General features: G+C 60.5%; 11 protein-coding genes, 3 tRNA genes and 1 pseudogene. 12 read left to right on the top strand and 3 right to left on the bottom strand.

Annotation, left to right across the window (positions count from 1 at the left end):
- Positions 1-551: 551 nt before the first annotated feature.
- Together AACR93_RS22925 and dauA are read right to left on the bottom strand one after the other, a co-directional pair.
- A tRNA-Ser gene (locus AACR93_RS22925) sits at positions 552-639 on the bottom strand.
- Positions 640-822: 183 nt separating this feature from the next.
- Positions 823-2,559, bottom strand: coding sequence for a C4-dicarboxylic acid transporter DauA (gene dauA, locus AACR93_RS22930; RefSeq protein WP_043852073.1), 1,737 nt, complete (start codon positions 2,557-2,559; stop codon positions 823-825).
- A 485-nt stretch (positions 2,560-3,044) separates the two neighbouring features.
- Here dauA and AACR93_RS22935 point away from each other — a divergent pair.
- From AACR93_RS22935 to AACR93_RS22980, 10 genes are all read left to right on the top strand, one after another.
- Positions 3,045-3,120 (top strand) — tRNA-Asn (locus AACR93_RS22935).
- A 2-nt stretch (positions 3,121-3,122) separates the two neighbouring features.
- A tRNA-Asn gene (locus tag AACR93_RS22940) sits at positions 3,123-3,198 on the top strand.
- A 276-nt stretch (positions 3,199-3,474) separates the two neighbouring features.
- Complete coding sequence (locus AACR93_RS22945; RefSeq protein WP_033115154.1) at positions 3,475-3,960, top strand: YqhA family protein; 486 nt, start codon at positions 3,475-3,477, stop codon at positions 3,958-3,960.
- Between the two features lie 127 nt (positions 3,961-4,087).
- The gene (locus AACR93_RS22950; protein ID WP_043852074.1) at positions 4,088-4,537 is read left to right on the top strand and encodes a hypothetical protein; all 450 of its coding nucleotides are present in this window, start codon (positions 4,088-4,090) and stop codon (positions 4,535-4,537) included.
- 4 nt (positions 4,538-4,541) lie between these two features.
- Positions 4,542-7,556, top strand: coding sequence for a YncE family protein (locus AACR93_RS22955; protein WP_043852075.1), 3,015 nt, complete (start codon positions 4,542-4,544; stop codon positions 7,554-7,556).
- On the top strand, positions 7,556-8,395 hold the full coding sequence (locus AACR93_RS22960; RefSeq protein ID WP_043852076.1) for an FTR1 family iron permease: 840 nt from the start codon (positions 7,556-7,558) through the stop codon (positions 8,393-8,395). The genes AACR93_RS22955 and AACR93_RS22960 overlap by 1 nt, the downstream gene beginning before the upstream one ends.
- A gap of 102 nt (positions 8,396-8,497) precedes the next feature.
- Positions 8,498-9,922, top strand: coding sequence for an NAD(P)/FAD-dependent oxidoreductase (locus AACR93_RS22965; RefSeq protein WP_043852077.1), 1,425 nt, complete (start codon positions 8,498-8,500; stop codon positions 9,920-9,922).
- Between the two features lie 34 nt (positions 9,923-9,956).
- A complete protein-coding gene (locus tag AACR93_RS22970) occupies positions 9,957-10,517 on the top strand; it encodes a hypothetical protein (protein WP_043852078.1) in 561 nt (186 codons plus the stop codon).
- Between the two features lie 200 nt (positions 10,518-10,717).
- Positions 10,718-11,998 (top strand): hypothetical protein, encoded by a 1,281-nt coding sequence (locus AACR93_RS22975; RefSeq protein ID WP_043852082.1) that lies wholly within the window; start codon positions 10,718-10,720, stop codon positions 11,996-11,998.
- Between the two features lie 50 nt (positions 11,999-12,048).
- A complete protein-coding gene (locus AACR93_RS22980) occupies positions 12,049-13,260 on the top strand; it encodes a Bcr/CflA family multidrug efflux MFS transporter (protein WP_043852079.1) in 1,212 nt (403 codons plus the stop codon).
- A 106-nt stretch (positions 13,261-13,366) separates the two neighbouring features.
- Here the strand turns inward: AACR93_RS22980 and AACR93_RS22985 are convergent, their stop codons facing one another.
- A complete protein-coding gene (locus tag AACR93_RS22985; RefSeq protein ID WP_033115146.1) occupies positions 13,367-13,834 on the bottom strand; it encodes a DUF4357 domain-containing protein in 468 nt (155 codons plus the stop codon).
- A gap of 197 nt (positions 13,835-14,031) precedes the next feature.
- On the opposite strand from AACR93_RS22985, the gene AACR93_RS22990 reads away from it, so the two are divergent.
- Positions 14,032-14,712 carry an ABC transporter ATP-binding protein gene (locus AACR93_RS22990; protein WP_043852080.1) on the top strand — a complete coding sequence of 227 codons (681 nt, stop codon included), beginning with the start codon at positions 14,032-14,034 and terminating at the stop codon, positions 14,710-14,712.
- Positions 14,713-14,742: 30 nt separating this feature from the next.
- Positions 14,743-15,071 (top strand): annotated as a pseudogene (locus AACR93_RS22995) (cell division protein FtsX); the annotation flags it as partial.

Here is a 15,071-nt window from a genome sequence, read left to right on the forward strand (position 1 = left end):
ATTAGCAGCGACCATGCCACTTATTTTTTACATAAAAAACAATACGTTACAACAACCCTCTCGTCACATGCCTCCTCACCAACGCAACTAGTTGCTCAGACAACAGATCACACCGCACAAACTTGCATGGAAGAGATTTAAAACTGCATGCAAGGCAACATTTTGCCCACAGCAGAACTTATATCTACCAATCTGCGCCAGATATAGCGAATATCCGCCATCCCTTGATGTGATGTCCATCAGTGTGGGCCTTATGGCTATTTCAACTAGGGTCTCTGGCTGGCGACTCGCCGCGAGCCAGTGTACTGCCCGCCCCTATCAGGGTTTAGAGATATGAGATTTTGTCGGCGGGAAGAACAATAAACAGGGAAATACAGAAAAAGATGACGGGGGCCTCTTATACCAGTCCATATGATCTGAGCGGATAGAAATGACCGACACGGCACACAACTGAATAGGCATGAGAAAGAAGCAAAGCTGAACTGGAAAAACCAATCACTGGCGCAGTGAAAAGCAAAAAGCCCTGACGTTTCCGTTAGGGCTTTGCAATTTGGCGGTGAGGGAGGGATTCGAACCCTCGATACGTTGCCGTATACACACTTTCCAGGCGTGCTCCTTCAGCCACTCGGACACCTCACCAAATTTTGGTCTGTTGTTTAACGTGTTCAGCCAACACTGTGTTCGCTGCGCCGTTGCGCTGGAACGGGGCGTAATGTACGGGATACGAGGGCATGTGGTCAATGCAATTTTTTACTTTTTGCGTTCGTTTGCTCAATATACGAACCAACTGACCAAAAACATGCCGTTTCGTATCCCTTTTATTCAATTTACCGCCGCTTCGTGCAAATGTTCTCCTTTGAGCGCCTCTTCCAGCGAGCCATAAAACTCCAGCTTGCCGGGTTGCGGGCGAACCTTGGCGCGCGCCAGCGTCTTGAGCGGCTGGAACTGCAACTCGGCGACGCGCAGTTCGATACCGGCCGCGGCCATCTGCTTGCCAAACTGCAAGAAAGCGGAGAGGCCACCGGCATCCAGAATCGAGACAGCCTCCATTTGCAGTACCAGCATGCGGTGCCCTTTCACCTCGGCGGCCAGTTCGGCAAACACCCGCTCCGCAGCAGCAAAGAAGAGCGGCCCATTGATCTTGTAAACCAGCGCATCGGCTGGCACTTCGTGGGCATAGCGTTTGTGCTCGGCCAGATTGTGCAGCTTGGTCATCTTGGCTATCTCGCGCATAAAGAGCAGGGAGGCGAGGATAACCCCGAAGGTGATAGCGATAACCATGTCGAAGATGACGGTCAGCGACAGGCAGACCAGCAGCACCAGCACGTCGGCTTTGGGAGCACGACGGATCAGTTCTACGACCTTATGCGCCTCACTCATGTTCCAGGCGACGATGAGCAGCAACGCTGCCATAGCCGACAGTGGCAGCCAGGAGAGCCAGGGTGCCAGCACCAGAATGGCAGCGAGTACCACCAACGCATGGATCACGCCAGAGAGGGGTGAGGTCGCGCCGGCACGCACGTTGGCCGCCGAGCGGGCGATGGCTGCAGTCGCGGTGATGCCGCCAAAGAAGGGAGCAAAAATGTTGCCAAGCCCCTGCCCCAGCAGTTCGGCATTGGAGCTGTGCTTGCGGCCGGTCATGCCGTCCAGCACCACGGCGCAGAGCAGCGACTCGATGGCTCCCAGCATCGCCATGGAGAAAGCGGCGGGCAGCAGACGTTCAATGGCTGCCAGATCCCAGGTCACCGGGGCACCATCCGGCCCGGGCAGTGCCCAAGGCATCACCAGGGTCGGCGCGATGGGTGGGATCCCCATCCCTTGCGTGCCATCGGCCAGTGTGTAGCTGAATTTGCTGCCGATGGTGGCCACATCAACCCCGAACTGATGCAGGCCAAAGCCCAGACCAACCCCCACCAGCACGGCTGGCAGATGGCCCGGAACCGGCAGCCGGAGCCGAGGCCACAGCAGCAGCACGGCCAGCGTTGCAACCCCCACCAGGGTATCTCCCCACTGCCAGCTGGGCATGGCGCTGGCCAGCGCTTCGACCTTGCCCAGATAGGTTTCCGGCATATGAGGAACGCTCAGACCGAAGAAATCCTTGATTTGCAACGTGGCGATCACAATGGCAATACCACCGGTAAACCCCAGCGTTACTGAGGGGGGGATGTATTCAATAAGGCGGCCAAGACGGGCCAGACCCATCGCCACCAGAAAGAGACCGGAGATAAGGGTCGCCATCAACAGGCCACCAACCCCGAACTGCTGGGCAACCGGATAGAGGATCACCACGAAGGCAGCAGTCGGGCCCGAGATGGAGTAGCGGGAGCCACCGGTCACGGCGATCACGATACCGGCGATGATAGCGGTATAGAGGCCATGCTGCGGAGGAACACCACTGGCAATGGCGAGCGCCATGGCCAGTGGAATGGCGATGATGCCCACCGTCACACCGGCGATCAGGTCACGGCCAAAACGGGCCATGCTATAGGGCTCATCAATACAGGATTGGCGCAAGGCTATGGCGAGCTTCACGCTATTTAAAGAGGCTTGCTTGTGCATGTATACGTAATACCAAGAAGAGGGAGATAAAGGCCGGAGGGATCCGGCGCCCGATCATCATCAAGGGCCGGCAGAGCTGTCGACGCGGCGATGGTATCCAGCGTAACCTTACTCCAGCAGCCCCACTATTTCGATGGGCAGGATCAATGAATACCACAATCTGGCATCATTTGACTCATTTCCAGCCAAATCCCCGAACTTTATCGATTCGACAACCCTTTTAGGCACCACGTTTGCCACCACAATGGCTTTTCGCCCCCTTGCACGTTGCCGACATGTTCGCCACACGATTGCCACAGAGCCCAAGGTAGCATGTCGATGAATGACATCAACGGTTATGGACAAGGGACTGATTGTGCTGAAAATAAACCACAAAGCGCAACTTTTGGGCAAACGGTCTGAAAATCTGTTTTTCGTCCGGTTCGCGGGTTGACACCCGTCTTTCTGGTCATTAATATTCGCCCCGTCTCAACGAGACAGGCAATTCCTCCTTAGTTCAGTCGGTAGAACGGCGGACTGTTAATCCGTATGTCACTGGTTCAAGTCCAGTAGGAGGAGCCAATTCCCTCGTAGTTCAGTCGGTAGAACGGCGGACTGTTAATCCGTATGTCACAGGTTCAAGTCCTGTCGAGGGAGCCACATTCTAAAGCCCAGCCTTTTGGCTGGGCTTTTTCGTATCTCTCTTGCAGGTTTTAGCATTAATTATCAGCAGAGCCGCTTTGTTCCTGGCTGTATGCGCCGAGCTCGGAAACACTCTCTACATCCCTATATAAAGAGCATGACAGCTGCTCTGCCCTCAACACCGCCCTGTCATTATCGAATCAAGCAGATAAAAGCTGCCGTCATCAACACAGAGCGCTGTCTTCGGATACAGTTCACGTCATAATCACCCTGTTTCCTTACCTTGGAGTTTTTATGCGCCAGTTCAATCTCATGCTCAATGGCAGCAAGATGATGATGTACCCCTTCTACGTCTGCATCCTGCTCTGCGTCGCCCTGCTGATGGTCAAGTTCTTCATGCAGCTCTATGCGCTCTGCGTCAATATCATCGAGATCCCCTACATGGATCTCATCACCGGCGTGCTGACACTGGTGGACTTTGTGCTGGTGGCCCAGATGCTGATCCTGGTGGCGGTCTGCGGCTACGTGCAGTTCATCCAGACCCAGGAACAGCGCGAGGCGCTTGGCAACAACTGGCTCAGCAAGATCAACTTTGCCTCCCTCAAGCTCATCGTCATCAACTCGCTGGTCACCATTGCCGGGGTCGAAGTGCTCAAAGCCTTCCTCGAAGATGGCATCACCAACGAAGTGGAGATGAAGTGGTCTGTGGTGGTGTTTCTCGCCTTCTCGATGGCGGCACTGATTTATGCGATCACCGAGCGCATGGCCGAACATAAATAGCGGTGGATCTTCACTGGCGAGATTCAGCTTATATTCATCAGCAATACAATTGATAACTCTTTTCATTACCCTTACTGCGTTATAGACTTGCTCCCCCCGGGCCGATTGCCCGGGTGTTGGAGCAGTTATGACAACCCTTTCCCTCGCCCCCCGACAATTCTGGCAGTGGCTGGCCTATCACCATCAGGCTGCCGAGGGCTCCCTCTACCTGATGTTCTTCTCCGGCCTGCTGCTGTGGGAGCCGCTGTCCCCGCTCTGGTCGCTGGCGCGCTGGAATCTGTTTTTGCATGTGATGCTCTCGCTCACCCTGTTTCCGCTGCTGTTTGGCGCCTTCTGGCTCTCCCATCGCAGTTTGTTGAACCGCAGCAACAAACCTTTTTTGCGCACCACGGGGCGGATTATCGAAACCCTGCTGCTGGTCTGTCTGGCCAGCGGCCTGCTGCTGGTGCTGCACGGCACTCCGGGCGATGCCATGGGCAACCTCGCCAGCTGGGCCCACTGGCTGAGCGCACTGCTGCTCACTCCTCTGGTGCTGCGCCACGCCTGGCGCTGGACCATCTTGAAATGGCGCTCCTGATCCCATGTTGAAGTCATCGTTCTCTGCATATTTGTCACCCCTGCTAGCCCTCCTGCTGCTGGCCAGCCCCTTTGCGTTGGCCCAGCAGATGGGCGCCGGGATGATCGCCTATGAGGAGGGGCAAAGCCCGCGCCTCGTCACCGCCAACTTGAGCGCAGGCTCGGTCACCCTGCTTGAGCGCGATAGCGGCAAGCGCCTGAAAGAGGTGCAGCTGGGGGGCGATCTGCGCCAGCTTGCCCGCGCCGATAACGGTACCCTGCTGGTCACCGACTACAGCGGTGATCGCCTGCTGTTGCTGGATGATGATCTCGATCTGGAAAAGGCGATCCCCACCGGCCACTGCCCCTATGGGGTCATCTTCGATGCCAAGCGGCAGTGGTTCTGGGTCACGCTGTTCGAATCCGCTCGCCTGCAGGCCTACGACACCGCGGGCAAGCTGCAACTGGATGCGGCCACTGCCGAGACACCCCGCGGGCTGGCATTGACCGACGATGATCGCCTGCTGCTCACCCACACCATGACCGGCCAGCTCGCCATCTATGATCTCGCCAAACTTGGCCATGGCGCCAAGGGAGCTTCGCTTCCCAAGCCCAAACTCATCACTCTGGCCGAGACCCACAGCGACACGCCGAGCGACTCGCAGGGATTGCCGCGCCTGCTCGATGGCATCGCCCTCTCCCCCGATGGCAGCGAGGCCTGGCTGCCCCATGTGCTCTGGAGTTTCGACCACCCCTTCCAGTTTCAGAGCACCGTCTTCCCAGCCGTCTCCATCATCGATCTCGATGAGGAGAAAGAGCGGGTCGATGAAAGAAAACAGCTCTTTTTGCAAATCAACCTGCCAAGCGTCGGCAACCGCAGCCAGATTGTCTCCAACCCGTTCGCGGCGCGCTTCGCCGCCGATGGCAAGCGGGTCTATCTGACCCTGGCGGGCTCGGAAGATCTGCTGGTGTTCGATCTCTCCCGCAGCGGCAAGTCCAACAACAACCGTCACCGCCGCAAGAAGTTTCAGGGGGGAGCCAAGGCAACCCAGCTCTTGCGTCACCTGCCGGGCCAGAATCCGCGGGATCTGCTGATCGACGGCGACCACATTCTGGTGCACAACGCCATGGGGCAGGATCTCACCCGCCTCAATAGCGGCGGCAGCGGCCCGTTTGCCCGGGTCACCGTTGATGCGCCCCACTTTTCCAAGCTGGTAGAGACAGATCCCCGCCCCGAGCCGCTTCAGCGCGGCGAGCGGCTGTTCCATCTTGGTAACACGCTTGGCAACAACGGCGCCAACTCACGCTTCCCCATGGCGGGGGACAACTGGATGAGCTGCAACTCCTGCCATCTGGACGGTTTCAACTTCACCAACCGCTATCTGATGGCGGCCCATCGCCAGCAGAGCGGCGACAACGCCATCAACGGCCACGCCAACCTCACCAACATGGTGGCGGGGGATTTTGTCGGCGAATACCTGCGCATGACCCAGCAGACCCAGGGTGGCATGGGCCATGACACCCGAGATGGCGCCGAGGCGGTTGACCCCGCGAGGCCTCAACCGGAAGTGAAAGCGATGATGGAGGACTTACACGCCTTCGTCACCGCCGATGGCAACCTCCCCTATCTCGCCAACTGGCTGCGGCTCGATGCCCCGCGCACGGATCCCGCCAAGGCACCGACCACTCATCCCAAGGAGTGGCTCAACTCCGCCTCCTGCCAGAACTGCCACCAACAGGCGTTTCAGGATTGGAGCGAGAGCAACCACCGGCTGATGGGCAACTCCCACCCCTACTACAAGGTGGTGCAGGCGCTGGCCCGCGAAACTGAGGGCGAAGCCTTCGGCCAGTGGTGCCAAGGCTGCCACATGCCCCAGCAGGTGATGACCGGCCAGCTGGATCTGCCCAAGGGCTCCCATATGTTCGAGCAGGACGGCGCCTCGCTGATTGCCGCCCACAAGGCGGGCAAACCTGTGGTTGAGGAAGGGACTGGCTGCGTGCTCTGCCATCGCATCACCAAGGTGGAAGATGCGGGCGGCAACAGCGCCTTTACCGTGAATTTGAAAGACCGCGAGAGCTATGTGTTCGAGGATGCCCCGGGCGGCAGCCTCCAGCACTGGCTGGCTGAGCGGCAGATCAACGCCCGTCCGGCGGCCCACAAAGCCTCCTATCAGAAGGATTTCTACCGCGATGCGGCTCTGTGCAAGTCGTGCCACAACGAGTTTGCCCCGGGCACCGGCGCCAATATCGTCAACACCTGGGACGAGTGGGAAAAATCCAGCTTCGCAAACGCGGAGGAGCCCGCCAAGCGGCGCACCTGCATCGACTGCCATATGAACCCGGAGCCGGGTAACGGCGATGCGCCGGTGGCGGGCCTGTCCACCGAAAACGGCACCATGAAGGCGCGGCTCTATCGCCACAACTTTACCGGTGCCCAGCACCAGCTGGTGGGGCTGCGCAATCCCGACCTTGAGCAGGAGAGTCTGGCGCTCTTGCGCTCCAGCGCTACCCTTTCGGCCCGTATCGAACAGGCTGCCGATAGTCAGCAGCTGGTGGTGCGGGTCGCCAATACCGGCGCAGGCCATGCCCTGCCCACCGGAGTGGCCGATTTCCGTGAACTCTGGCTGGAGCTGACCGTCACCGACGCCGCTGGCAAGGTGGTGCTTGCCAGCGGCCAGCCGGTGGATGGTGCGGTCCCAGAAGATGCGCGACTGTTCAGAAAAGTGTTCGGCGATGCCGAGGGCAAGCCGGTGGGGCTCAAGTTCTGGCGCTACGCCAAACTGCTGGAAGATACCCGCATTCCGGCCGATGGCTGGCGCGATGAAGCCTGGTCGCTGCCCGCTGATGCCCAAGGGCCCTTCAAGGCCGATATCAAACTCAATTTCCGCACTTACCCCAAGTGGGTCAATGATGCGGTGCGCGCCGCCGAGCCAAGCTTGCCGGAGCCACCCATAGTGCTACTCACGCGCCTACAACTAAATCGGTTGCAACTTACCTTGCAGCCTCTCCCCGTCACGCCCGCTACGGAGCCTCAATCCTGATGTTTGCAAGTTTTCTCATTACCCTGCGCGAGGGGCTGGAAGCCTTCCTGCTGGTCGGCATCTGCCTCTCCTACCTCGCCAAGCTGGGGGCGAGTCGCTACAACAAGTTCATCTATCTGGGTGTCGGGCTTGGCCTTGTCGCTTCCCTTGTGGTCGCCTTCCTGTTCCAGGTGGTGGTGAGCCAGTTCGAGAGCGAGCGTTACAACCACCTCTTGATGGCGGGGATCCTCATTTTTGCCACTCTGGTGCTCACCTATATGGCGATCTGGATGCAAAAACAGGCCAAATCCCAGGTGGGAGCCATGACAGCGCGCATCGATGCGGCCATCGATGGCGGCAACCTGTTTGGTCTGGTGCTGCTCGCCTTCCTGGCGGTGATGCGCGAAGGGTTTGAAACCGTGCTCTTCTTCTCCGCCCTGCTCTATTCGGGCCAAGGGGTCGATCTGCAATCCGGCCTGATGGGCGCGCTGGCGGGGCTGCTGGTCTCCATCGCGCTGGTATGGGGGCTGCTGCGCTCCACCCGCAAGGTGGCGCTGGCCCCCTTCTTCCGCTGGACTGGGCTGCTTATCATCATCATCGCCGCAGGTCTGCTCTCGTCCGCCGTCAACATGTTGCAAGCGGCAGATATCATCACCTTCTGGACCACGCCGGTGTTCGACATCAGCCACATTCTCGACGATCAGGGGGTATTTGGTACCTTCCTGCGCGCCCTGTTTGGCTACAATGCCTCACCCGCTGGCTTGCAGCTGCTGACCTGGGCCCTCTATCTGGCGATCTTCGTTACCCTCTGGCAGCGCAGCTATCGCACGCAGGTGAGTGCCGCAACTGGCAAGGGCTGAGCCAACACGCCCTGTGGTAGCAAGGCTACGGGGTAACAACACTATTCGGGGGCCGCACCCTAGTGCGGTTCCCTTATCTATCAAGCAGTTTCGGAATAGGTCATGAGCGATAACAACAAGAAACACATTGCGGTGCTGGGTGCCGGCCCCGCCGGTTTGATGGCCGCCTGGCGCCTGCGCCGCGCCGGTTTTGCAGTCACCCTGTTCGAGCAGGAGCCGGTGGTCGGCGGCATGTGTGCCACCCAGACCTTCAAGGGGCGCGATGGGGAGTATCGCTTTGACTACGGCGGCCACCGCTTTATAACTAAAAACCCCGAGCTACTCGCCTTTATCGACGAGCTGATGGGGGACGATCTGCTCCACGCCGAGCGCAAGAGCGTCATCCGCTTTGGCGGGCGCACCTATGACTATCCTTTGAACCTGCCCAACCTGCTCAAGACGGCGCCACTGGCCCTGATGGCCGGTGCGGTGAAAGATTTGCTGCTGTTGCCCTTTAGCAAGAAGCCGGATGATTTCGCCAAGGCGAGCTTTGCCGAGTGGATCCAGAGTCACTTCGGTCGCACCCTCTATCGCCAGTTCTTCGAGGGTTACACCGGCAAGCTGTGGGGCATCAATCCGGACAAGCTCTCCGCCGACTGGGCCGGTCAGCGCATCAGCCTGATCGATCTCAAAGACGTGGCGCGCCGTCTGCTGCCAAGACGCAACGGCAGTATCTCGGTGCGCACCTATGCCCGCAAATACCGCTACCCGAAATATGGCTTCGGCCAGATCTTCACCACCCTGGGCGAGCGGCTGGTGGCAGAGGGCGTTGAGCTCAAAACCGGCGCCACCATCACCCGCCTTGAGCAGGCCGATGGCCGCATCGAACGGGTTTATTGGAAACAAGATAACGTTGAGCAGAGCGAGCGCTTTGATCAGGTGATCTCCACCCTGCCGCTGCCGCTCACCTGCCAGCATCTGGGCTTGCCGTGCGATCTGCACTACCGGTCGCTTCGCTTCGTCAATATGCCGCTCAAGCAGGAGAACCTGTCGGACAACACCTGGCAGTACCTCTCTGACCCCCATATTCTGGCCACCCGCCTGCAGGAGCCGCGCCGCCGCAGCCCCTTTATGGCTCCCCAAGGCCAGACCTCGGTGATGCTGGAGATCCCCTGCAATCCGGGGGATGCCACCTGGCAGGCGCCGCTCTCTGATCTGCGCGGTCGGGTTACCGCCGATCTGGCCAGCCTCGGCGTCGATACCCAGAAGCTCGGCGATGAGACATTCGAAGCGCGCAGTGAATACGCCTATCCGCTGATGGACCTTGGCTATCAGGCCCGCCGCAACGAAGCCATCAAGGCGCTGATGCCCATCACCAACCTCATCATGACCGGCCGTCAGGGGACATTCCGCTACATCTTCACCGACACCGCCATGGAGATGGGCATGATGGCTGCCGACATGGTGATCGACGGGGTGGACAGACGTCACGCCATCTTTAACCATCGCAACGAAAATACCGTGATTGAAACCCAGAGCGTGGCCTGATGGCCGCGCCATTGGCATAAGTAAGGAGAACAGGATGACCATCCGCTCGGGTTTACTCGCCCTCACCCTGCTGCTGGCCCTGAGCGGGCAGGCGCAGGCTTACTCCTACGCCGCCGCCGGCAAGGAGCCGCTGATCGATGCCCGAGAAGCGCTGCTGGGCGCCGCCACTGACGGCAAGGATGCCAGCGCCACCTTGAGCGAAATTGCCGAGGAGCTGACCTATCTGGAACAGCACCACAAGGTGGAATTGCAAGCGCCACTGGCCGCCGCCATCAAGGCCAAAGACGCCGCAGCAACCGCCGCCCTGCTCAATCGCGCCTACAAGGCGGAGATCGCGCGCCGCCTCGAAGGGGCCAGCCAGAACCTCGGCGACTACCAGACCGCCAAGGTGCTGGTGGTCAAGAGCAAGCGCTTCCTCGACTTGATCCTCCCCTCCCTCAGTGAAGGGGATCGCAAGGCAGCCGAACAGGCGCTGGCCAAGGTGCTCGATGCCATCGGCAACCCGGGGGTATTCGGGGTGGGCGCCAAGCCCGCCGACGCCGCCGCCTTTGCCGCAGCGGAAAAAGCGCTGATGGCCGTGCTGGCGCCGCTTTGATGGCAACCTGCCAATCATTGCGCCACCTCGCTGCGACAAACGGTGGGTTTCGCTGCGCGCTACCCACCCTACGCACGGCCTGCCGATAAATGCACCCGGACGCCAGTTTGCCCCCTTCTCCCCTAGCGGGAGAAGGGCTGGGGATGAGGGGGAAGGCAGCGTATCGGCGTTGGGCTTCCCCCTGCTCCACCACCATTTGGCTGCTCATTCTGCTGCAACTGGCCTGGCTTTGCTGGCTGCTAGCCTTTCCGGTGGCCCTCGATTCCGACGATGCCCTCAATTTCGCCCACGGGGTGACGCGCTTTAGCGTGCTGGAGTTCTCCCCCCACTTTCCGGGCTACCCCGCCTTTATCTGGCTGGCGCGGTTGATCAATCTGGTGGTGAGCGATCCAGCCCGCGCGGTGCAGTGGGCAAGTCTGCTCGGTAGCAGTTTGCTGGCCCCCCTCGCCGCCTGGCTGGCGGTGAGATTGTGGCAACGGCCAAGCCTGCTTGCGCCAGTCTGGCTGCTGGTGCTAGCCCTGCCGCTCACCCCGACCCTGGCGCTCTCCGGGCTCTCGGACGGGCCGGCTCTGGCCGCCTGGCTCGGGTCTCTCTTGGCCTTGCAACAGCGCAAAATCGCGCTGGCTGGTCTGCTGCTCGGCCTTATGCTGGCCCTGCGTCCCTCCTATTTTGTGTTGGCGCTGCTGCCCCTGTGGCTCGGGCTGGCGCAGCAGAGCTACCGCGTCAGGTTTGTGCTTCCCATCGCGCTGGTTGGGCTTATCAGCCTGCTCTTTGTCTGGCAGGCCGATGGCTGGGCCTATTTCAGCGAGGGGCGCCGCTTTACCGACGGCCACTTTACCCTGTGGGGCAACACGGCGGCAGCCCACGGCGATCGGCTGCTGAGCTGGGCGCACACTTTCAACGATCAGCTGACCCCGCTCTGGCCCCTGTTGATGGGGGCCTTGCTGATACTGCCATTCTGGCAACGGTCAAAGGATCACAATGCGACCCTCTCTCCGCTCTGGACGCTCTACTGGCTCGCCCTGCTGCTCTGGACCCTGTTTGGCCAGAATCCCGACAATCCCCGCCATCTGGCCCCCATCACCCTGCTCGGCCTCGTGCTGCTGGCAGGCTGGCTGCCGCGCCGGGGCGAGTGGGTGGTCGCGGTGGCCGGATTGCTGCTCCTAGCGGCGACCTTCACCCTGCCCCGTCCGCCCGCCATGGTGCAGGCGGCAAAACTGGCAGAAACAGCGTGCCCGGCGCTGGTGACCCAGTGGGGGGTAAGATTGCTGCGGGAGACCACGGCACTGCCGGTAACGGACGGCTGGTACAAGGGGGATGCAGCGCTGACGCTCTCTCAAGGAGCCTGTCGTTTGAGCCGACGGGCCATTGAGCCTGCTGAAATGCAGGCTGGCAGCAGACAGATCTGGTTTGCCCCCCGATTTCACGCCGAACCGGGCCTCTGGCTAGCCATACCGGATCCCCCGCTGACACAAAACTGATAGACTGCCTTTTCGCCCTTTTTTTCATCCATCCCACAACTGGATACCCTATGCCCCAAACCGCTCCGACCCGGGCCTCCGCCCTCTCCCCCCGTTTTCTCTTTATCCTGCTGGGTGCGCTGGCGGGCCTGACCCCGCTCGCGGTAGATATGTATCTGCCGGCTATTCCGGCCATTGCCCGGGATCTGGCCACCAGCATCGACGGTGCCCAGCTCACCATCAGCGCCTTTCTGGGCGGCTTTGCCATTGGCCAGCTCTTTTACGGCCCGCTCGCTGACAGCTATGGCCGCAAGCCGGTGATCCTGGCGGGGCTGGTGATGTTTGCCATCGCCTCGGTCGGTTGTGCCATGGCGGACTCCCTGCCCGAATTGCTGGCCTATCGGATGCTGCAGGCGGCGGGCGGCGCCGCGGGGTCGGTCGTGGTCAATGCCCTGCTGCGCGATCTGTTCGAGAAGGATGCCTTTTCCCGCGCCATGTCATTCGTCATTCTGGTGATGACGCTGGCACCGCTGGTGGCACCCGTGGTGGGGGGTTACATCAGTGCCCATGCCAGCTGGCGGGTGATCTTCTGGCTGCTGGTGGGGATCAGCCTGCTGATCTGTCTGGTGATGCAGTGGAAAATCGAGGAGACCCTGAAACCCGAGCACCGTCAGCCGCTCAAGATCGGCCAGATCCTCAAGAACTACTGGGGCGTGCTCTCCCATCGCGGCGCCATGGGTTATGTGCTGTGCGGCTCCCTCTCAAGCTCCGGCATGTTCGCCTTCTTAAGCGGCTCACCCTACGTCTATATCGAGTATTTCAAGGTGCCGACCGAGCATTACGGCTGGCTGTTTGGCCTCAATATCCTGCTGATGATGGTGGTAACCTTCGCCAACAGCCGACTGGTGAAAGGGGTGGGCGCCGAGCGGATGCTGCAATACGGCCTGCTGGTGCTGCCCTGCGCGGGCGCCCTGCTGGTCTACAACGCCTGGAGCGAAACCGGCGGCCTGTGGGGCATCGTCATTCCGGTGGTACTGTTTGTCGGTCATATCAGTCTGGTGGGCGCCAACGCCATGACCGGCCTGATGGGCCACTTCCCGCAGGCGGCGGGCACCGCCTCGGCACTGGCGGGCACCCTGCGCTTTGGCATCGGCGCGCTGGTCGGCATTCTGGTCAACCTCAACCCGCCCCACTCGCCGCTGCCGATGGCCATTGCCATCGCCTGCTGCGGGGTCGGTTCAGCACTCAGCTACTGGCTGCTCACCGGCCACAAGGCACACTGATCCCTCTGCTGGATATAAAAAAGAGCGCCCCTCTCTTGCGACAGGGGGCGCTCTTTTTTGGGGAGAGATGTCACAACAGGTGCGCCTCAATCCCCTCTGATATGCGTCACTTCTTGCCAAAACCGGACTGTTTCAGGGTATAACCCGCGCTGTTTTGCCAGGCATCCAGACCGCTTCGGTTGTTGCCGGCTACCAGGCTCGCGGCCAGACTCGGGCTGTTGAACAGCTGATCGGCAGTAAAGAGAAAGCCCCCTTCGCTACGGGGCACCAGAATGCCCTTCTCCAGCAGCTCCAGCCGCAGTTCAATCACCGCCTCGCGCAAAGAAGCGGCATCCTCGCCATTGGCAGTGGAACCGGCCAGCACCATAAAGCCCGGATTTTGCCGCTTGCCCACCGGATAACCGTGGGCTTCGGCCCCCTTGCCATTGAAGTGGTAGAGCTCGCGCTCCCCGGGACGGTTGTCGGAGAGCGCCTTTTGCAGGGTCATCAGCTCGTTGTAGATCTCGATGGGGACGACGGCCGCCTGCTTGTTCCCCTTGCTATCGATGATAAAACTGACTTGCTTGTGTAACATCCTTGCTCATCCTGTGACCCATGGAAGCCCCTATTCTAACCACCTCGGGCAAGCGGGATCCAGCGAGGATCCACTGCTCTTTTGCCGACTTGATCACTAACTGGCACTCTTGATCAGTCGTAAGTCGTGTTGATCATTGTCGGCCGTGCTAGCGTACCAAGCATGATGAAAGCCATTGACCATCAAACGGTTACCCCATGCTGACCCTGCGCAACCTCTGCAAGAGCTTCGATAACGGCAGTGAACGACTGCCGCTGTTCCACCATCTCGATCTCGCCCTCCCCGCTGGCGAGATCACCCTGCTGCTGGGCCAAAGCGGCTGCGGCAAATCCACCCTGCTCAATCTGATCGCCGGGCTGATTGCACCGGACGAAGGGGAGATCTGGCTGGGGGAGACCCGGATCGACACCCGCTCACCCGATGAGCGGGCGCGCCTGCGGGGCCGCCATTTCGGTATCGTCTATCAGGATTTCAACCTGCTGCCGACCCTGACGGTGGCCGAGAATCTGGCCCTGCCGCTCGCCATCAACGCTCTGCCACCGGATGAGGCCAGGATTGATCAGTTGCTGCAACGGCTCGATATGAGCCACAAGCGCCATGCCTGGCCGGAGCAGCTCTCCGGCGGTCAGCGTCAGCGGGTAGCGCTGGCCCGCGCCCTCATCCATCAGCCCCAGTGGCTGCTCGCCGACGAGCCCACCGGCAGCCTAGATGAACACAATGCCGAACAGGTGATGGCGTTGATGGTGGCGGCGGTGCGGGACACAGGTGCAGGCTTGCTGCTGGTTAGCCACAACCCCGCCTATGCCGAGCTGGCCGACAGGGTGCTGCGCCTTGAAGGGGGGCAACTTATCGAACTCAAGGGGCCCCGTCATGACTAAACAGCGACTGCGCCAGCCGGAGCCACGCTGATGCTGCCACTCAAAGCGCTGCTGCGCCTCTATCGCAGCCACCCCTGGTTGCTGTTGATGAGTCTGGCCGGACTGGTGTTGGGGGTGTCGCTGGTGGTGGCCATCGAGCTGCTCAACCACAGTGCCCGCACCAACTTCGTCGCCGCCCGCAGCCAGCTGGCAGGAGAAGCCAACTACCGACTGGCCCCCGCTGGCGGGCTGGATGAACAGCTTTACGTGCAGCTGGTGACCAGCCAACCCGCCCTCGATGCCATGCCCCAGCTCCATAGCTGGCTCAAGGATGAAGAGGGGCGCAGCTTTCAACTGCTGGGAATGGATCTCTTCAACCC

This window comes from Aeromonas sp. L_1B5_3, assembly GCF_963866575.1.
GTDB lineage: Bacteria > Pseudomonadota > Gammaproteobacteria > Enterobacterales > Aeromonadaceae > Aeromonas > Aeromonas jandaei.

Coding starts and splice junctions, on each gene's coding strand:
- dauA (WP_043852073.1), bottom strand. CDS start 2,559: ATGCACAAGCAAGCCTCTTTAAATAGCGTGAAGCTCGCCATAGCCTTG.
- AACR93_RS22945 (WP_033115154.1), top strand. CDS start 3,475: ATGCGCCAGTTCAATCTCATGCTCAATGGCAGCAAGATGATGATGTAC.
- AACR93_RS22950 (WP_043852074.1), top strand. CDS start 4,088: ATGACAACCCTTTCCCTCGCCCCCCGACAATTCTGGCAGTGGCTGGCC.
- AACR93_RS22955 (WP_043852075.1), top strand. CDS start 4,542: ATGTTGAAGTCATCGTTCTCTGCATATTTGTCACCCCTGCTAGCCCTC.
- AACR93_RS22960 (WP_043852076.1), top strand. CDS start 7,556: ATGTTTGCAAGTTTTCTCATTACCCTGCGCGAGGGGCTGGAAGCCTTC.
- AACR93_RS22965 (WP_043852077.1), top strand. CDS start 8,498: ATGAGCGATAACAACAAGAAACACATTGCGGTGCTGGGTGCCGGCCCC.
- AACR93_RS22970 (WP_043852078.1), top strand. CDS start 9,957: ATGACCATCCGCTCGGGTTTACTCGCCCTCACCCTGCTGCTGGCCCTG.
- AACR93_RS22980 (WP_043852079.1), top strand. CDS start 12,049: ATGCCCCAAACCGCTCCGACCCGGGCCTCCGCCCTCTCCCCCCGTTTT.
- AACR93_RS22985 (WP_033115146.1), bottom strand. CDS start 13,834: ATGTTACACAAGCAAGTCAGTTTTATCATCGATAGCAAGGGGAACAAG.
- AACR93_RS22990 (WP_043852080.1), top strand. CDS start 14,032: ATGCTGACCCTGCGCAACCTCTGCAAGAGCTTCGATAACGGCAGTGAA.